The following is a 21,635-nucleotide window of genomic DNA, read 5'->3' as shown; positions in this document are numbered from 1 at the left end:
CCAGGGTAAGGTGATGTACAGCGAGATCCATGATGTGACGACGACTGCTTTAGGTTTATTCAACGTAGTCATCGGACAAGGAAGTGGAGCAATAGGTGATTTCTCGGAAGTATCCTGGGCAAGCACCGAGGTATGGATGGATATCGCACTCAAGATAGACGATGCCTTTGTTTCGATAAACACGACGCGGTTGTTGTCAGTACCTTATGCTTTTCATGCAGGAACGGCCGGAAAATTAACCGGCGACAACCCTTCTGAAAAAGCAGCAGGCCCTTATTGGAAAACCAATGGCAATGATGGTGTTCTGGACAAATACCAGTTCCTGGGTACCACCGATGCCAAAGCATTGGTTTTCAGAACCAACAACCAGGAGCGCATGCGCTTACTGCCAGGCGGTGATCTTCAGATGAGTGGGAACAATATCAAAAACCTCGCGGATCCTGTGGATATGCAGGATGCTGTGACCAAAGGATATTTGAATGCCTCAACCGCCGCCTTTGCCGCGCATCTCCTGGCAGATAACGACCTTGATCCGACCAACGAAATCGAATTGCCAGCAGGAGGCTCTAATGGCCAGGTATTATCGACGAATGGCCTGGGTAATTATGCCTGGGTAGAACCTGATACCGGACCACAGGGACCACAGGGCGTACCCGGCCCACAAGGCGCCACAGGACCTGCCGGGCCAATAGGTGCTACAGGCGCCACAGGACCTGCCGGGCCAATAGGTGCTACAGGTGCTACAGGACCTGCCGGGCCAATAGGCCCACAAGGCGCCACCGGACCAATAGGTGCCACAGGACCTGCCGGGCCAATAGGCCCGCAAGGCGCCACCGGACCAATAGGTGCCACAGGTGCCACAGGACCACAGGGCGTACCCGGCCCACAAGGCGCCACAGGACCTGCCGGACCAATAGGTGCCATAGGTGCCACAGGACCTGCCGGACCAATAGGCCCACAAGGAGCGACAGGACCAACTGGCGCCACAGGACCCATTGGACCCATTGGACCCATTGGACCCACAGGACCCATTGGACCCATTGGACCTCAGGGTGTTCCAGGCGCTAATGGAGCCACAGGAGCGACAGGACCAACTGGCGCCACAGGACCTGTAGGACCCATTGGACCTCAGGGTGTTCCAGGCGCCACAGGACCTGCAGGACCTGCAGGATCAGCTAATATCAGTGGAACACCGAACTACGTTGTGAAATTCACTGGCGCTACTACAGGAGGTAACTCACAAATACAGGATAATGGAACCGGTGTTGGTATCAATGCTGCGCCAAGCCCTACAAGTCAATTATATGTTTACAGATATCAATTGACAGGGAACGGGGATGGTCAGTCTACCATTTATGGTTATCGAACTCGTGATAGCCAAAATGATGGTACTACCTATGGTGTGACTGGAACAAACAGTGCAATGAGTGGATACAACTACTGGGGTGATGAATATGCATTCGGTGTAACCGGGCATAGCTGGAATGATTACACCAGAACAGGGGGTGTTTTAGGCGGTTATTATTCCGGCGCCTACTGGGGATCTCTTGGATATAAAAATAGTGCCTCTGGCACTTACGGTGTTTACGGGTCTGCTGGTTACGCTGGTGGAGCGGGATACCTTCCCAATGCTGAAGCCATTGGTATTGGCGGGGGGTTCTACGGAGACCTCATTGGATCGACTTCACAGGGATCAGTCATTGGTCAGCTGAACTCGGGAGAACTTTTTGCCCAGTACAACAGTGGCAACGTTTACACTTTGGGCAAAAATGTTGAGTTGGTAAAAGTAAATGATGGCGTTACACCCGTTTACACCGTTTCAAGCACTGAAGCTACCGTGTATGCTAAAGGAACCATAACTTTAACCAATGGAACAGCGTTTGTTTCATTTTCTTCGGAGTATCAAGGGCTACTTGGCGAAACGCCGGTGGTAACAGTTACCCCTAACGGTGAATGCAACGGACTTTATATTGCTTCTGTGGACAGAAACGGATTTACCGTAAAGGAATTGATGCATGGAACCAGCACTACTGCCATTTCCTGGATCGCTGTGGGGAACCGCATCGACAACAACAAAATGGAATTGGCTACCCAAATTGTAAGTGCTACTGATTTCGATCGGAATATTCAGCAGGTATTGTACTCTGATGGAAACATCGAAGGAAATGCCATGGGTATCTGGTGGGACGGATCATCCCTTCAGTTTGGTCAGCTTCCTGAACATTTAGCTACGGTTAAGCGTCCGGCTGAAGACGGGAAATAACCGATACGTTTTTTAACCCATTTATAAATCATGAGTCATACCAATACTTCGTGTATGGTATGACTCATTTTTAAATAAACCAAACCAAGGAAATTAAAATCATTAAACCAGACCTTTTGATACCATAACCTACTGATTTTTAATTCTTTTACCTTTTACCTTTTACATTTTGCATTTTAAATTTTACATTTCACCAAGCTTTATCCCGCTCTTTATGTTTCTTGCGATGGCACTATCCAGTCAGCCGTCGGATTCACTTAGCATTGATTATATGAAAAAGGTGGTGGGATTTCTCGCATCCGATGAAATGCAGGGCAGAGCCACGGGGTCTGAACAGGAAGTGCTGGCCGCCGATTTCATCGCACAGGAATTCCACAAAATTCCGCATTGCCAGGTCAGGCATCAATATTTCAGGATTGAGCTGGATTCCCTGCGTTTAAAGTCACAGAATGTTATAGGATTTGTGAATAACCACGCAAAAAAGACCATTGTCATTTCGGCCCACTATGATCACCTGGGGCTGGGAGGATCACGTTCCCTGAGTAAAAAGACCGATGAAGTGCACAATGGAGCGGACGACAATGCTTCCGGTGTGGCTTTAATGTTGGACATGGCGAGAATACTTGCCCAAAAAAAGGCTCGGTATAATTTTCTTTTTGTAGCCTATTCCGGGCATGAGATAGGATTATTTGGGTCTAAATATTTCGCAGGTCATTTAAAAAAGAAGTACAAACCCATCGCCTTTACGATGAATTTTGATATGGTGGGTCGCCTGGATAATAGTGGCGCCTTGTATTACGATTGTTCTCCGGATTTATTGACTTCATTTTCCGGAGCGCAAGCAGAAAAGGTCAGGCTGGTGAAAAGCACTTTTGACCGCGTCGGTATCCTGGATACAAAGTGGTTCCTGGAACGCAATATATCTGTGGTAACCTTTACCACTGGCCGGCACATCGATTACCATAAAACGACGGATGACATAGAATACCTCAATTTTGAAGGATTATTGTCTGTTGAAAAAGTAATGCTGAACTGGCTGAATTCCTTTCAGTAATTTTTGGGGTTAATTCCTGCCCCTTACTTTTCCTCTTTTCTATGTACAGGATTTAACGCCTGCAACAAATCATCTTCCAAACTCAGAAATTTCTAATTATTATTGCTGAGGTAGTGCAATTGTCGTAGTATAATATTCTTTTTAAAATATTTACAAAACGATATTTGAACTGAATAATATTTTACTTTGACTTGAAGCGCCATACATGGACCAAGGGCAAATGATTATAAATGCCCTGGTTTTCTCCATAAATCAAAAAAGCCTTCATTTTTTCCAGAATATTTAAATATGAAATGAGCATAAACTTTTTTAAGCCTGTCTGCTGCCAGGCAGGCATACCATTCACCTATGATTAAAAAAGTTTATGCGAAAACGTAGTGGTTACATCTGTTTAAAAATTTGTTAATCACTTCATTTTCAAAACATTAATAAATTTTTAAACAGATGAAAAATCAACGTTTCTACCTTTTGAAATTCAACCTTATTTTTTTGTTGGTTGGTTACTTTTGTTTTGACTCATCCGGGCAAATTGTGAACGTGGGCAGTGGTAGTTATACCACTCAATTCCCTGGAGTGGATGCTGCGGGTAGAAATACCTATCCGTCAGGCACCCCTTTTACTACTGGAATTGCGGCAACCAAACCGGTTCCAACAAACGATTGGTGGTCGGCTAAGATAAAAAATAGTCATGCAGACAATTTATTCAATTACCCCTATACGCTTAAAACGGTCAATAGCGGTTTAGTCGTAACGTATATCCCCTGGGGCGTGATTGATGATGTTTTGCCGGTCACGGTAGGGGTGACGGGGTTAAATGCAGCGGCAGCAAACGTCGCTGATTTTTCTGACTGGACGGTTACCATGGATTGGAGCAATGCAACGCATCACTTTCAGACCACCGCGGGTATCGGCATGCCATTTTTGTATTTTACCAAAGATTCTGCCGATGAAGCTCAAATTAAGATCACCCAGGGTTCCGTTGTCATTGAGGACGAAATGTTGATCATTACCGATGCAAGGAACGGGGCAGATTTTGCCGTTTATGCTCCTGTCGGCAGTGTCTGGACCCAAAATGGGGATACCTACACCTCTGCCCTGAATGGAAAAAATTACTGGTCCATGGCATTTATTCCACTGGATGCAGCCAGCATTACCACTGTTGCCAATGAATATAAAAAATACGCTTATGTGTTCCCTTCAAACACCGTGACCACCTGGAATTACGATATCAATACTTCCGTGGTGAGGACCGATTTTATGGTTGAAACGGAGGTGAAAGAAGGGCAGGACACCACCATGCTATTGGGCTTACTTCCCCACCAATGGGCGAACCTGGCGAACGATTCTCCTCTACCTGACCAGTATTCCTATACCTCTGTTCGGGGAGCTTTAAAAACACTGGATGGAAACAGGTTTAGTGTAGAGAACACTTTTTATGGTATTTTACCCACGCTTCCTTATGTAGATAATTATAGCGATGGATTTGATCTTCAAAAAATAAACCAAAAGGTTCAATTATTGGAAAATGACGGGTTGAGCACCTGGACCGATTCCTATAATGAAGGGCAAATGATGAATCGCTTAATCCAAACGGCGCGTATAGCGGATTTAATCGGGAATACCACCGCAAGAGATAAGATGTTAACCACCATAAAAAACAGGTTGGAGGATTGGTTAAGTGCTAATTCAGATGAAGTGGCTTTTTTGTTTTATTACAACCAAACCTGGTCGGCGATGATCGGTTATCCGGCAGGTCATGGGCAGGATGGAAATTTAAATGATCACCATTTTCATTGGGGGTATTTTATCCATGCAGCGGCTTTTGTGGAACAATTTGAACCGGGCTGGGCAAATCAATGGGGTGAAATGGTCAATTTATTGGTTCGCGATGCTGCCGGAGGTGACCGTAATGACGAGATGTTCCCATTCTTACGCAATTTCAGCCCCTACGCCGGGCATTGCTGGGCCAACGGATTTGCCACCTTTCCCCAGGGAAATGATCAGGAATCGACCTCTGAGAGTATGCAGTTTAATTCCTCTCTCATTCATTGGGGGGCTATTACAGGCAATGATGATATCAGGGATTTAGGCATTTATTTATACACCACAGAGCAATCAGCCATTGAAGAATATTGGTTTGATATGTATGACCGTAATTTTGCTCCTTCCCAGCCATACAGTCTTGTTTCGCGCGTTTGGGGAAACAGTTATGATAACGGCACTTTTTGGACCAATGATATTGCGGCTTCCTATGGGATCGAAATGTACCCCATACATGGAGGCTCCCTGTATTTGGGGCATAATTTAAATTACGTAGAACAACTTTGGAATGAAATAGAAGAAAATACGGGCATTTTATCCAACGAGGCCAACGATAACCTCTGGCATGATGTCATGTGGAAGTATTTGTCCTTTATCAATCCGGAATTGGCCATTCAATTGTATGATTCCTATCCTGACAGATCCCTGAAATTTGGCATTTCAGATGCTCAGACCTATCATTGGTTGCACTCCATGAATGTGTTGGGGAATGTTGACACTTCTGTAACGGCAGATTCCCCTCTAGGCGTGGCTTTCAATAACGACGGAGAGATAATTTACACCGCTCACAACTATTCCGATCAGCCCGTTAGTGTCACCTTTTCTGATGGATATGTACTTGAAGTGCCTGCGGAAAGCATGGCTACCAGTAAAGACATTGCTTTGAGTGGGATATTATCCTCCAGTTTCCAGAGGGCTTACCCCGGAGGAAGTGTCGAATTGAGCATCGTCATCAACGGAGGCACAGCCGACAGTATTGAATTTTTTGATAGTGGAAACCTGATAGGCCAAATTACCCAGGCTCCCTATGTTTTAACGGCGGATAATCTGTTTGCGGGGAAACATAATTTTTACGCAAAGATTTATGAAGGCAGTAATTTTAATGTCAGCAATCTGGTTTCAGTGATTGTTGGAGAACAATTGCCTTATTTAGGGGATCCCATAGCAATTCCCGGTTCCTTTTCGGCTGCTTCTTATGATATTTTTGAAGGAGGCATAGGTCAGGATATTTCTTACAGTGATGCCAGCCCCGGCAATGACGGAGATTTCAGGCTTAATGAATATGTCGATGCTTCGCTGGATTTTTCAGAAGGGGGGTATGTAGGCTGGATATCTCCAGGGGAGTGGTTGGAATACACTGTTGATGTGCAGCAGGCAGGTTATTATACGCTTGTTTTCAGGTATGCCAGTGGCAATGAAAATGGGGGAGGGCCTTTTCGGTTGGAATCCGATGGGGAAATAATCAGCCCTTCCATCACGGTAAACAATACAGGATCCTGGAATACCTGGACTAATAAGACCGTTAATAATATTCCCCTGAAAATCGGGAAGCAGGTTCTGAGGGTATTTTTTGACAATGGAGAATTAAATCTGGGCAGCATGACGTTTACTTATGAATCTCCTCTTGATTATGATCAGCCGGTAGCCGATGCAGGGGACAACCTGCTTGTGGTTCTTCCGGAGACAACGACCAACCTGGATGGCAGCAATAGTTCGGACCCGGAAGGGGGGAGTTTAGCTTATTCCTGGGAACAAATATACGGACCTTCTATGCTGGTTTTTTCTGATCCACAGATTGCTCAGCCGATGGTATCTTCCTTAAACGAAGGGGTTTACCTGGTCAGGTTAACCGTAGATAATGGCAGTTATTCCGATGACGATGAAGTTTATATTATTTCGAGCACCAGCCCGAATATTGCTCCTAATGTATCGATTTTCTCTCCAATGAATAATGCTGAATATATTGAAGATGACCCAATCCTTATTGCAGCGTCTGCCTCTGATTTGGCTGGATATGTAACACAGGTGGAATTTTTTGTCAATAATGAAATTATCGGAACCCTAACAGAGGCTCCTTATACGATTAACTGGTCTTCGATTCCCGGAGAGTACAGCATCACCGCCATTGCCTACGATAATGATGGCAGTTCAACGGTATCGGCACCGGTCAATATCACGATTACCGCTGCACCTTCCTGTTATGGTACTTCTTATAATGGCGATTTCGATTATGAATTTTCTCCGGATAATAATAATCCAACCTTAACTTTTATTCCTTCGGCGGCAGGGGTTGGCACACCGACCTGTATATTGTATTACGGAACAAATGCAAATAGCCTTCCCGGCTACAATGTGACACCTAATGTGCCTTATACACTGAATGCGAGTGAAGGGACTAAAATATATTTTTATTACACCTATTCATTTCCGGGAGAAGTGGAACGCAATAATTCCCAACACAAGGATACCTATGAAATTGGGAGTTGTAAGGAGGTAACCCCCGTAAATGATTATGAGTGGAATTTCTCAATAAAGTACTATCCTAATCCGGTAACGAACACTTTACATTTGGAATTGCCCAAAGGTAAAAACGAAATTATGGTGTATGACCAGACAGGTAAATTGATCACTAAATTTCAAGTGGACGATGAATTTTATAGCCTGAATATGAGCAATTTAGGAACGGGCCTTTATATTTTTAAGGTCATAAATGATGATAGGATGAAAGCATTTAAGGTGATAAGTAAATAATTAAAAATTTAATAAAAAATTCAATCAGATTGATTGAAACTAAAAATGCACCATCCGTAACAATTAAGAACAGCTATTTTTGAAAATAAAGATTACATGAGAATAGTAACGGTACTTATTTTCCTTTTTACGGCATCAATAGGGTATTCACAAACTTTGCCTATTGATTTCGAAACAACAATGTTTAAGAGGGATTTTGTAGATTTTGCTGGTGCCATTTCCACAATAATAAGTAATCCGGAACCCGGGGGTATTAATTCGAGTGCGACTGTTGCACGGATCATCAGAAATGGGGGCGAACCCTGGGCAGGCAGTAAATTAACATTGGATGAGAATCTTGATTTCTCCGTAAGGGGAATTATTTCCATGAAAGTTTTTACCCATGCTCCTGTTGGGACGATCATCAAGTTAAAACTTGAAGGATTAGGAGAAACCAGTAGGGATGTCCCAACCACAACCTCAAATGAGTGGGAAACTTTAATATGGGATTTTACCGGCCAGCCGGCCAATTTCAATTCTCTTGTGTTTATGTTTGACTTTGGTAATATTGGGGACAGTACGGCAGCGTCCATCTTCCTTTTTGATGATATTGAACAGATTTTTGGGAGGACTCAAATTGATCTGCCTGTTGATTTCGAAGGGAACGCTGTAAATTATACCACGATAGATTTTGGGGGCAACCTTTCATCGTTGGTAACTGATCCGGAGGATGCCAGTAACAAAGTGGTTCGAGTGGTCAAAAAAGAAGATGCGACCACATGGGCTGGAACCATCATTGGTACTTCAAAGGGGTTTAAAACGAATATTCCGTTGACGATAGCTGATGCCAAAATGACGATAAGGGTATGGTCGCCTAACGCAGGAACGATAATCCGCTTAAAAGTGGAGGATTCAAATGATCCGACCCATTCCTGTGAGGCAGAAAACCGAACGACCCTTTCAAGGAATTGGGAGGTTTTAGAGTTTGATTTCTCTAAGCAGGCACTTGGTACAGTATCATTGAGAGAGGGCCTTGAAAAGGGATGGGTTTATAATAAAGCCTCCCTGTTTTTTAATTTTGGGACGGACGGGATTGCTGCCGGGGAGTGCATTTATTATTTTGATGATGTAAAATTTGGAAGCAAAAAGGCTGAAAAAATATTGCATGAAAATAAGTTGCGTATTCAACGAGAACGTTTTGCCTTTATAGGCATAATACTCTTTCTTGTTTTTGCCTTTGGTGTTTTTCTATGGATAAGCCACAAACGAAATGCTGCAGCACGAAAAAAATCACTCCATGAAATTGAATCGTTAAAGGAAAGGCTTGCTTCCCTGTCACTAACCTCTTTTGAAAAGTCTAAGGCTATGGCTCTGGACAAAGCAAAAATCGAAAAAGCAATCAATTCCAAAATTGGAGAATCCTCCTGGATGATTCTCAAACTCCTTTTCGAAAATCCGTCCATTAGTAACAAAGAGATTGCCAATGAAGTGTCTTTAAGTCTGGAAGGTGTCAGTTCTTCTTTGAGGCGAATGTATGCTGCATTTGATATAAAAACGCCGGGTAATAAAAAGGTCGAACTGATCCTGAAAGTGATGCAAATATTATTTGAAGAATGAATTGAAAGAGGAATTTCTGTCCACGGATATCCGTGCAAAGTGATGAGCGTTAGGAATGCACGGTTTTTTATTGCATGTAACTGTTTATAGTTGATTAACTTTAGTCAATTAAAGTTATTATCCATAACTAATCTGCCTGACATTTCAGTGGGGGTCTAAATGATGGATTCAACGGATTTGTGCGGTTAGTGTCTTTTTATTTTAAAAAAAATTCAATATGAAAAAGCTTCTACTACTTTCTCTTTTTTCTCTTTACGCCCTTTGGGGGAACGCAAATAATGCCAATTATTCTTCCTTTGGAGAAAATGACTCAGAGGCATTAACAAATATCACCTTCTGTCTCGATCTCACGAGTTGTCCTGTAGGTCCAGCTGCGGCTGCTTTAGTGGCCGACTTCAATAACTTCTCAAATGGTACTGATTTCTTAGGGGGTACAGCTACCCCCAATGTGTACTGTAAGACTGTGGCTCTAAGCGCGGGTGATTACGTTTTCCAGTTCTTTACGGCCAATGGCCAGTTTGAAAACCTTGCTGCTGAGCCTTGTGCTGTTGTGTACGACGGCCCAACCTATGCTGCTCCTAACCATTTTCGTCCTATTACGGTTGTTGAAGGCGTACCACAAACCGTTACCTATGGTTGGAATACTTGTAATCCGGCTTGTGCAGAAGTGACTACTACCAATATTACTTTTTGTGTGGATCTTTCTTGCTTTCCGGTAGCAGATGCTGTTGCCGTTGCGGGAACCTTTAATGGCTGGAGTCCGGGCGTTAATTTCTTGTCAAACAATGGCTCTGGAACTTATTGTGGCACCGTAGCCGTGCCTGCAGGTCCTCATGAATTCAAGTTTTTCTTTGCCCAGCAACAATGGGAAGACCTTAACCCGGGAGATCCTTGTGTGGTTAATAACAATCGCGCCCTTACGGTTGTGGAAGGCGTACCACAAACGGTCACTTACGGCTGGGAAAGTTGTTCCGCTGATTGTTCTGGTCCTGCTGGAGCAAATGTCACTTTTTGCGTAGATGTAAGTTGCCTTCCTGGAATTAATTCCGTCAATATTTTTGGTGCATTTAATGGATGGAATGGCGGTGCAAATCCACTTTCTGATCCTGAAAACGATGGAACATGGTGTACCACTATTTTTATGACACCCGGCGCTCAGGAATATAAGTTTCTGGCCAATGGATTGGAAGAATCATTCACCCCGGGAGCTTCTTGTACGGTTTCTTGTTGTGGGGATATGTATACCAATAGGGTTGTTACCGTAGTAAATGGGGTGCCAGAAACCGTTACTTACGGCTGGGAAACTTGTGAGGAAACTTGTTTTACCTTGCCCGTACCTACAGAAGCCGCTCCATCACCTGAATTCTGTAAGAATGTTATCTCCATGTTCAGTAATGTTTACCCCAATGTACCGGTAAATACCTGGTTGACTGTTTGGTCGCCAGGAGCTACCCTTACTGACATGCAGATCGCTGGTAACGATACCAAATTGTATCAAAATGTTAGTTACCTGGGAATTGAAACGGTAGGAGCAAATCTTATTGATGCGTCTTCCATGACCCATTTTAATATAGATATCTGGACACCGAATATGACTACCTTTAATGTAAAATTGGTTGACTTTGGTCCGAATGGCAATTACGGAGGAGGGGATGACAGCGAATATGAAATTACCTTTCCTAATCCCACCCCCAATACATGGATAACCTATAAAATTCCTTTAGCTGATTTTGTTGGGTTGAATTCTACTGCGCATATCGCTCAATTGATTCTCTCCTCAATTCCTTTTGGATCGGGAGTCGTTTATGTAGATAATGTTTATTTCTCAAATGATGACCCGGTTATTGCACTGGAAACAGATCAGGCTTATCTTCCTGAATGGTGCCAGGGGGTTAAAAAATTGGCGGTCAAAGTAAATAATATAGCAGACCTTGCGCAGCCGGTTACGTTCCAATGGTCGGATGGTTTAGGAAGTTCTGATGAGGTTACTGTATTTGCTAATGGCACTTATTCCGTAGAAGTAACCGACGGGAATGGATGTACTGCAACGGCCTCCTTCCTGGTGAATGAGGACCTTTCTACCTTATTATCTGCTTATACGATCCTGGTGGAGCAGGACATGGATATGGACGCTTCTCTGGTGGTCGATGGCGGTGTCGGGGTATTTGATGCAGACGAAGTGAGCATTCAGCACAATTCGGATATTGCGACTTTCCTGAGATCCGGGGCGGCAAACATTGATGGCACCAGTATGGTGAACAACTATATCAATGCTGATTGTCTGGTTGAGCTCCCTGATTTTATGCCAAATCCATATAATAATTTCAATGACGTGACGGTTACCTCAAACATGACTTTGTCCGGTTCCAATTATGGTAATGTTTTAGTTTACCCTGGCGCAACACTTTATGTTGATAATGCAGAAATGTACATGAAGAGCCTTACGGTTTATAAGGATGGTACCGTTAATTTTAATCAGTCGACCAACCTTATGATCAGAAGGAAGATGAATATCATGAGCAGCGATGTAAATGTAGGCGGACCTTCTGTTGTCATTTACGTATCCGATAAAGTTTCCATCGGCCAGGGATCAGTCATTGAAGCCGATATTTATGCACCCGAAGGGATGGATGTTGGCGATTCCGGAGCTTATTTGACTACCTATATGAATGGTATGTTTATTTGTGATGATTTAAGCTCAGGGGATAACGTAGTATGGGGCTGGAATCCGACTTGTGGTGAATTACCCGAGGTGGGAATTATTCCTTTTACTTCTCCTTATAACCCTGAAATAATGGAGGATGTATATCAAAATAACGATGTGCTCAGCCTTTTCCCAAATCCGGTAAATGACCTGTTGAACGTTGATTTGTCTCTTGATGATGAAACATCAGTTTCGGTGGAGATTGTGGACGTAAATGGCAGCCTGATTTATGTTCAGACCTATTTGTTTGAAGGTACTTCATTACAACTTGACCTTGGAAAAATGAATATGCCTGCAGGGGTGTATGTTTTGAATGTAAAAACAGAAGGAGGCATCCTTTCAAAACGATTTGTTAAAGGATAAATTCAATTGATTTAATGTACCAGACAGATTATTGAAATTGTTTCAATAACGGCTTACCAGTCTTTTTGCAAACTTACCGGTCTTATTTCCTTAAGTGGATTTTATGGCTCGTAGCTTTGCAGAAAGATTGGCAAGCCAACTTATTGTACAAAATTTCTGCAAACCACTCATCTCTGACTAACCTTTGGCATTCGACCCTTTTGTCAAATTCTTTTTGGTTTTTAGAGCATTTCCAAAAAAAATACGCACTAAATGGTCTATTCTCGTTTTTTTTTGAAAACAATATTGATTGCCTTATTATTTGCTATGCCTCAATTAGGTATTAGTCAATATACAACAACCTCTTGCCAAACCGTAACCAGCAGCCTGATTGGTCCTGACCGAAATGATTGGTCTCATGCAAATCTCCTCATCGTTAACGAAGGTTATTTGCATAATTTCGATCCTCCTATCCTTCCATGTGGCATCAATAATCCATCCATTACGTCATTAGTGGTAAACATTGATATAATTAGTATTAATTCATCGGTTGATTGCTCAGGGATTCCATTATTTGGAAATATATTGTTGAATTGTTCCTTAAACAACACTTCTGTTTGTCCGATCATCCAGGACGTGCTCACCCCGGGGTGTAATACTTTTGGAGGGGGCTCATCCGTAACCGGAATGTATTCCCTGGACATTGCTACCTGTAATGCGATTAATGCTACCGACGTAATTGGTGTCGATATCATTCCTGCTACGGATTTTTCAGCCTTATGTCCTTCCACCGGGACAGCAATTACCGATGGCATTGTTACGGTTTCTTATGAAATCTGCCTTGTTTATACTTATGACCAGGATATACCTCCTGCCTGTACCAATACAATAAGCCTTAACTGTAATGATGGAAATTCTTGTACTATTAACGATGTGGAAGTAGTAGATGCCTGTGATAATTCTATCATTTGCATTCCATGCCAGGGGACTCCTTTGGATTGTTTGACTGGACCAGCGACAACTCAATCCTGTGATGATGGTGATGCCTGCACCATAAATGATGAACAAGTGGTGTTGGATTGTGATGGCAGTATTTGTGTGCCTTGTCAGGGCACCCCGGTGGATTGTGCGAACGGGACCACCAGCATTCAGCCTTGTGATGATGGAAATTCCTGCACTATCAATGATGTTCAGGTTATGCTAGATTGTGATGGCAGCATTTGTGAACCTTGTAAAGGGACTCCGCTGGATTGTTCCACCGGTCCGACGACGACCCAAGCCTGCGATGATGGCAACCCGAATACGATCAACGATATGGAAACGGTGCTGGACTGTGACGGTAGCATTTGCATCCCTTGCCAGGGAACCTTAGGCGATTGTACCACCGGCCCGACGACGACCCAAGCCTGCGATGATTCCGATCCCTGCACGATAAATGACATGGAAACCATCCTGAACAGCGATGGAAGTATCTGTGTCCCCTGTTCGGGAATACCGGCCCCCTGTGGCACGGATGGCACCTGTGAGGTGACCTTACCTTGTAATGACAATAACCCTTGCACCATAAACGACGTAGAAATTCAACTGTTATCGGATGGCAGCATTTGTGTTCCGTGCCAAGGCACTCCGCTGGATTGTTCCACCGGTCCGACGACGACCCAGGCCTGCGATGATGGCAACCCGAATACGGTCAATGATATGGAAACGGTGCTGGACTGTGACGGTAGCATTTGTATCCCTTGCCAGGGAACCTTAGGCGATTGTGCCACCGGCCCGACGACGACCCAAGCCTGCGATGATTCCGATCCCTGCACGATAAATGACATGGAAACCATCCTGAACAGCGATGGCAGCATCTGTGTTCCGTGTTCGGGAATACCGGCCCCCTGTGGCACGGATGGCACCTGTGAGGTGACCTTACCTTGTAATGACAATAACCCTTGCACCATAAACGACGTAGAAATTCAACTGTTATCGGATGGCAGCATTTGTGTTCCGTGCCAGGGCACTCCGCTGGATTGTTCCACTGGCCCGACGACGACCCAGGCCTGCGATGATGGCAACCCGAATACGGTCAATGATATGGAAACGGTGCTGGACTGTGACGGTAGCATTTGCATCCCTTGCCAGGGAACCTTAGGCGATTGTACCACCGGCCCGACGACGACCCAAGCCTGCGATGATTCCGATCCCTGCACGATAAATGACATGGAAACCATCCTGAACAGCGATGGCAGCATCTGTGTTCCGTGTTCGGGAATACCGGCCCCCTGTGGCACGGATGGCACCTGTGAGGTGACCTTACCTTGTAATGACAATAACCCTTGCACCATAAACGACGTAGAAATTCAACTGTTATCGGATGGCAGCATTTGTGTTCCGTGCCAGGGCACTCCGCTGGATTGTTCCACTGGCCCGACGACGACCCAGGCCTGCGATGATGGCAACCCGAATACGGTCAATGATATGGAAACGGTGCTGGACTGTGACGGTAGCATTTGCATCCCTTGCCAGGGAACCTTAGGCGATTGTACCACCGGCCCGACGACGACCCAAGCCTGCGATGATTCCGATCCCTGCACGATAAATGACATGGAAACCATCCTGAACAGCGATGGCAGCATCTGTGTTCCGTGTTCGGGAATACCGGCCCCCTGTGGCACGGATGGCACCTGTGAGGTGACCTTACCTTGTAATGACAATAACCCTTGCACCATAAACGACGTAGAAATTCAACTGTTATCGGATGGCAGCATTTGTGTTCCGTGCCAGGGCACTCCGCTGGATTGTTCCACTGGCCCGACGACGACCCAGGCCTGCGATGATGGCAACCCGAATACGGTCAATGATATGGAAACGGTGCTGGACTGTGACGGTAGCATTTGCATCCCTTGCCAGGGAACCTTAGGCGATTGTACCACCGGCCCGACGACGACCCAAGCCTGCGATGATTCCGATCCCTGCACGATAAATGACATGGAAACCATCCTGAACAGCGATGGCAGCATCTGTGTTCCGTGTTCGGGAATACCGGCCCCCTGTGGCACGGATGGCACCTGTGAGGTGACCTTACCTTGTAATGACAATAACCCTTGCACCATAAACGACGTAGAAATTCAACTGTTATCGGATGGCAGCATTTGTGTTCCGTGCCAGGGCACTCCGCTGGATTGTTCCACTGGCCCGACGACGACCCAGGCCTGCGATGATGGCAACCCGAATACGGTCAATGATATGGAAACGGTGCTGGACTGCGACGGCAGCATTTGTATCCCTTGCCAGGGAACCTTAGGCGATTGTACCACCGGCCCGACGACGGTTCAGGCCTGCGATGATGGCGATCCCTGCACGATAAATGACATGGAAACCATCCTGAACAGCGATGGCAGCATCTGTGTTCCGTGTTCGGGAATACCGGCCCCCTGCGGGACAAATGGAGCTTGTGAGATAGCCTTGCCTTGTGACGATAATGATCCCTGTACGATAAACGATGTAGAAATACAACTCATGTCAGATGGAACTTTCTGTACACCCTGCCAGGGTGTACCGCTGGATTGTTCCACCGGTCCGACGACGACCCTACCTTGCGATGATGGCAACCCGAATACGATCAACGATATGGAAACGGTGCTGGACTGCGACGGTAGCATTTGTATCCCTTGCCAGGGAACCTCTGGCGATTGTGATACAGGTCCGACGACAGTACAGGCTTGCGACGATGGCAATCCTTGCACAATCAACGACATGGAAACTATCCTGAACAGTGACGGCAGCATTTGTGTTCCGTGTTCGGGAATAGCTGCTCCTTGCGGCACGGATGGCACCTGTGAGGTCACCTTACCTTGCGATGATAATGATCCCTGCACGATAAACGACGTAGAAATTCAACTGCTGTCCGACGGCAGTATTTGTGTGCCCTGCCAGGGCGTACCGCTGGATTGTGCCACCGGCCCGACGACGACCCAGGCCTGCGATGACGGCAACCCGAATACGATCAACGATATGGAAACGGTGCTGGACTGCGACGGTAGCATTTGCATCCCTTGCCAGGGAACCTCTGGCGATTGTGATACAGGTCCGACGACAGTACAGGCTTGCGACGATGGCAATCCTTGCACGATCAACGACATGGAAACCATCCTGAACAGCGATGGCAGCATTTGTGTTCCGTGTGCCGGAGAAGCCGCTCCCTGCGGCACGGATGGCGCATGCGAGGTCACCCTGCCTTGCGATGATAATAATCCCTGCACGATAAACGACGTAGAAATTCAACTGCTGTCCGACGGCAGTATTTGTGTGCCCTGCCAGGGCGTACCGCTGGATTGTGCCACCGGCCCGACGACGACCCAGGCCTGCGATGACGGCAACCCGAATACGATCAACGATATGGAAACGGTGCTGGACTGCGACGGTAGCATTTGCATCCCTTGTCAGGGCACTTTGGGCGATTGTGATACAGGTCCGACGACAGTACAGGCTTGCGACGATGGCGATCCCTGTACGATCAACGATATGGAAACTGTCCTGAACAGCGATGGCAGCATTTGTGTTCCGTGTGCCGGAGAAGCCGCTCCCTGCGGCACGGATGGCGCATGTGAGGTCACCCTGCCTTGCGATGATAATGATCCCTGCACGATAAACGACGTAGAAATACAACTGCTGTCCGACGGCAGCATTTGTGTGCCCTGCCAGGGCGTACCGCTGGATTGTGCCACCGGCCCGACGACGACCCAGGCCTGCGATGACGGCAACCCGAATACGATCAACGATATGGAAACGGTGCTGGACTGCGACGGTAGCATTTGCATCCCTTGCCAGGGAACCTCTGGCGATTGTGATACAGGTCCGACGACAGTACAGGCTTGCGACGATGGCGATCCCTGTACGATCAACGATATGGAAACTGTACTGAACAGCGATGGCAGCATTTGTGTTCCGTGTGCCGGAGAAGCCGCTCCCTGCGGCACGGATGGCGCATGTGAGGTCACCCTGCCTTGCGATGATAATGATCCCTGCACGATAAACGACGTAGAAATACAACTGCTGTCCGACGGCAGCATTTGTGTGCCCTGCCAGGGCGTACCGCTGGATTGTGCCACCGGCCCGACGACGACCCAGGCCTGCGATGACGGCAACCCGAATACGATCAACGATATGGAAACGGTGCTGGACTGCGACGGTAGCATTTGCATCCCTTGCCAGGGAACCTCTGGCGATTGTGATACAGGTCCGACGACAGTACAGGCTTGCGACGATGGCAATCCTTGCACGATCAACGACATGGAAACTATCCTGAACAGTGACGGCAGCATTTGTGTTCCGTGTTCGGGAATAGCTGCCCCTTGCGGCACGGATGGCACCTGTGAGGTCACCCTGCCTTGTGATGATAATGATCCCTGCACGATCAATGACGTTGAAATACAACTTTTGTCGGATGGAAGTATTTGCGTACCTTGTACTGGTGAAATGGCACCCTGTGACACAGACGCCTCTTGCGAAACAGAGGTACCCTGTGACGATGGCGATCCGTGTACGGTTGATGATATGGAAACCATTCTGAATAGTGACGGCAGTATTTGTATCCCTTGCGAGGGCTTAAAAACAGATTGTTCAGATGGACCTACTACAACACAAGCTTGTAATGATGGTGACCCGACTACCATCAATGATATGGAAACGGTGCTGGATTGTGATGGCAGTATATGTATTCCTTGCCAGGGACAAGTCAAAGAAAATGTTTTCATTCCCAACGTCTTCTCTCCTAATGGTGATGGGATCAATGATTATTTTATGATCAATGCTGGTCCTGAGGTAAGTTTGGTGAGAACCTTCAGAGTATTTGATCGTTGGGGTTCAGCCTTATTTTCTGAGAGCGATTTTTTAGCCAATGATATTCAATTTGCCTGGAATGGACAATATCGCGGGCAGCAGGTTAGTCCTGGTGTTTATGTTTATTTTGTTGAGATTGAATTCACGGATGGGCATAAAGAGTTATTAAGCGGGGAAATAACGGTGGTGAGATAAGTCAGGGAGTTGAATGAAGCATTTGGCAATTAAGCCTTTTTCTGATTCATTGAAATTAAGTATTCAAAACAAATTTTCGTATAATAAAAATAACATGAAAAAAAATATTTTTCTTTTTTTACTTTTCACCGTATCAATAGGTTATTCTCAATCCTTACCCATAGACTTTGAAACCACAATCGTTACCGGTAATTTTGAAGATTTCGACGGCGGAACAGCAACGGTAATCGACAATCCTCAATCCGGCGGGATAAATACGAGTGCTAAAGTGGCACAGATAGTCAGAAATGGGGGAGAGGTCTGGGCAGGGAGCAAAATAGCCTTGGCGGCCAACCTGGATTTTACCACCAATAACATTATTTCAATGAAGGTTTTTACCACGGCACCCATTGGAACGACAGTAAAATTTAAACTGGAAGGAACCGGAGCCACTGAAAGAGATGTGCAAACGACCGTTACGAATGAGTGGGAAACACTGGAATGGGATTTTACAGGAGAGCCGGCTAATTTTAATTACCTGGTATTTATGTTTGATTTTGGTAATTTGGGAAATGGTTCCGCGACCTCCACTTTTCTTTTTGATGATATTGAACAGTTATTCGGGGGCACTCAAATTGATTTGCCCGTCGATTTCGAAGGGTCAACGGTAAATTATACCATGTCTGACTTTGGAGGGAATGTTTCCTCTTTGGTGACGGATCCAACGGATGCAAGTAATAAGGTCATACAGGTCATCAAAACCGTTGGAGCGGCAACCTGGGCCGGAACGACCATTGGTACACCTGCCGGTTTTGCCACGAATATCCCTTTGACATTATCTGATTCCAAAATGACCGTGAGGGTATGGACTCCGGCAGCGGGTATCCCTGTTCGCCTGAAAGTGGAAGATTCAAATGATGAAACCCACACTTGTGAAACCCAAACGAATACCACCGTCGCAGGATGGGAAACATTGGAATTCGACTTCACCAACCAGGCTACCGGAACGGAGTTATTGAGTGTTGGCCTGAGTATGGGCTGGACTTATAACATGGCCTCCATCTTTTTTAATTTTGGGACAGACGGGGCAACCGCCGGGGAGCAGACCTATTATTTTGATGATGTACGGTTCGGAAACCTGGTGATGAGCATGGACGATTATTTACTGGAAGGATTGAGTGTCTTTCCTAACCCAACACACAACCAATGGACCATTTCATCTGAAAACGACATGATAACCTTGATTGAAGTGTTTGACCTGCAAGGAAAGCTGATCCATAGGGTTGAACCCAAAAATTCTGTTGTAAAAATTGATGCATCAGAATTTGCGGATGGAATTTACGTTGCAAGAATTTCCACCGATTCAGGGTGGGGGAGTATAAGGCTGGTTAAAGAATAAATTTTTATTACTTTTAGAACCCACAGTCGGGGACATAAAAAGCTTTGCTTCGGCAGGGCTTTTTGTGTTTTATACCTTTCCCATTTTCTGGTATTTTGACTTGTATTGGGCCGTTTGAATAACTGAGTTTAATTTGCTGCCGGATTTTTTTTTCAACTTAGATTTGAACTTTTCCTATCTTTCCTTAAAATTTCTTTTGCATGAAAAAACCATTTCAAATTTACTTCGTACTTGTTTGCTTTTTATTGGCCCCATTGTTTGGGGTGGCTCAAAAATTTTACACACAAAACGAACTGAAGGAGGTAGTTGGAAAACGAACCATCTATTTATCCAGCAAACCCAGGGGGAAATCCCGGGCTTTTGTAAAGGTCGATTTGCCGGAAAATACCCGGCAGTGGGTGTATGTCTTTACTACAGCCGAAACGGAAAAGGAGGCCAACATCGCCATCAATCTTTTAAACCAGCTTACCAGTCTCATTCCTGATCCCGCCTACCGGATATCCGCCAAGGTGTTGCAGCAGATCGTATTGCCGCAGGGAGCCAACGTGGTGGACATTTTTGCCACTGACCAAAAGGGGTACGAATCTTTTTTTGAGCTCGACATGCTCGGAACTTATGCCAATGCGGTGCCTTCGGTTTATCTGGAGGAAGGTTCCGTGGCCAATACTGTCAAAGGCAGGGTTTTGATCAATGATCTGACAAAAAGTACTCAATATTTATGTTTTAAAAACAGCAGTTTGCTCAAAGGTATCTGGCTGACCATAGAGGTGGTGGCGGAGGTGGAAAACAATGTCTATGTGGATGAATGGCACGAAAATACCCGGCAGGATATTTACAATTCCTGCAAAGGGTATTTGTCCGGCTTCGGGGAAAAAGCCAACGATCTTTGTTTTTGCGCCACGGATGATTTTACGGCAGTTTTCAAACCAAGTGAGTATAAGGAAATGAATGCGGGTGCTTTGGAATCTAACCTCAAAAAGTCGCTGGATCGTTGTTATACCGTGCAACGCTCCCCGGGTGCCACTGGAAAGGAGGGAGATTTGATGGACCTCATGGCAGAAGCTAATGCCTCCGTTCTGACCCATGATTATCAAAAAGCCCTGGAGAAGTACATCCAGATCGAGGCCCTGGGGTACCAGGAGGCGGAAATTTATTATTCGATCGGACGTAATGCGCTGTTGACGGGCAATTATGAATTGGCCCGAAAAAATACTGGCACTGCCCTGGCGATGGATCCCGGCAATTTAAGGTACCTTGGTTGCCTTGCCCACTGCTTTCTGCTGATGGACGAGTACGAAAGCGCTGAAGCCATTTACCTGGAACATAAAAAGGAAAAACTGGATAATGGTGTCCGGTGGAAAGAAATGGTGGAGCAGGATTTTGGCTTGTTTGACTCCATTGGATTCCCCCGAAATACTGAAAACATGAACAAAATCAGGGAAAAGTTAAAGATCAGGGGGAATTGAATTTTGACTGAATAATTCCGTCCAGATATGTGTTCCGGTTTCAACGCTAAACAGGAACGCGGATAGGAACGGATAGAACAGATAATCACGGAAAAATCAGTTAGAATCCGTTTAATCCGTCCAGATCTGTGTTCCCATTCGACGCTTATCAGGAACTCGGATAGAACGGATAATCACGGAAAAATCAGTTAGAATCCGTAAAACCGTCCAAATCCGTGTTCTAATTTAACACTTAG

The 21,635-nt window shown here is 45.6% G+C and carries 8 protein-coding genes; all 8 read left to right on the top strand.

Annotated elements, in window-relative coordinates; genetic code table 11:
- Positions 1-448 precede the first annotated feature (448 nt).
- The 8 genes from H6571_03865 (at position 449) to H6571_03830 (ending at position 21,399) form a co-directional block, all read left to right on the top strand.
- Positions 449-2,263, top strand: coding sequence for a hypothetical protein (locus tag H6571_03865; GenBank protein MCB9322858.1), 1,815 nt, complete (start codon positions 449-451; stop codon positions 2,261-2,263).
- Positions 2,264-2,489: 226 nt separating this feature from the next.
- The gene (locus H6571_03860; GenBank protein MCB9322857.1) at positions 2,490-3,317 is read left to right on the top strand and encodes a M28 family peptidase; all 828 of its coding nucleotides are present in this window, start codon (positions 2,490-2,492) and stop codon (positions 3,315-3,317) included.
- Positions 3,318-3,761: 444 nt separating this feature from the next.
- The gene (locus H6571_03855; GenBank protein ID MCB9322856.1) at positions 3,762-7,889 is read left to right on the top strand and encodes a carbohydrate-binding protein; all 4,128 of its coding nucleotides are present in this window, start codon (positions 3,762-3,764) and stop codon (positions 7,887-7,889) included.
- A gap of 96 nt (positions 7,890-7,985) precedes the next feature.
- The gene (locus H6571_03850; protein MCB9322855.1) at positions 7,986-9,485 is read left to right on the top strand and encodes a winged helix-turn-helix domain-containing protein; all 1,500 of its coding nucleotides are present in this window, start codon (positions 7,986-7,988) and stop codon (positions 9,483-9,485) included.
- Between the two features lie 217 nt (positions 9,486-9,702).
- Positions 9,703-12,552 (top strand): T9SS type A sorting domain-containing protein, encoded by a 2,850-nt coding sequence (locus H6571_03845; protein MCB9322854.1) that lies wholly within the window; start codon positions 9,703-9,705, stop codon positions 12,550-12,552.
- A 306-nt stretch (positions 12,553-12,858) separates the two neighbouring features.
- A complete protein-coding gene (locus H6571_03840) occupies positions 12,859-18,555 on the top strand; it encodes a gliding motility-associated C-terminal domain-containing protein (GenBank protein ID MCB9322853.1) in 5,697 nt (1,898 codons plus the stop codon).
- 94 nt (positions 18,556-18,649) lie between these two features.
- Positions 18,650-19,933: a T9SS type A sorting domain-containing protein gene (locus tag H6571_03835; GenBank protein ID MCB9322852.1), complete on the top strand. Its 1,284-nt coding sequence runs from the start codon at positions 18,650-18,652 to the stop codon at positions 19,931-19,933.
- Between the two features lie 200 nt (positions 19,934-20,133).
- The gene (locus H6571_03830) at positions 20,134-21,399 is read left to right on the top strand and encodes a hypothetical protein (protein ID MCB9322851.1); all 1,266 of its coding nucleotides are present in this window, start codon (positions 20,134-20,136) and stop codon (positions 21,397-21,399) included.
- Positions 21,400-21,635: the final 236 nt, after the last annotated feature.

This window comes from Lewinellaceae bacterium (assembly GCA_020636105.1).
GTDB lineage: Bacteria > Bacteroidota > Bacteroidia > Chitinophagales > Saprospiraceae > BCD1.
The sequence above is the reverse complement of the archived record's forward strand: the minus strand, read 5'-3'. Positions and strand labels throughout refer to the sequence as shown.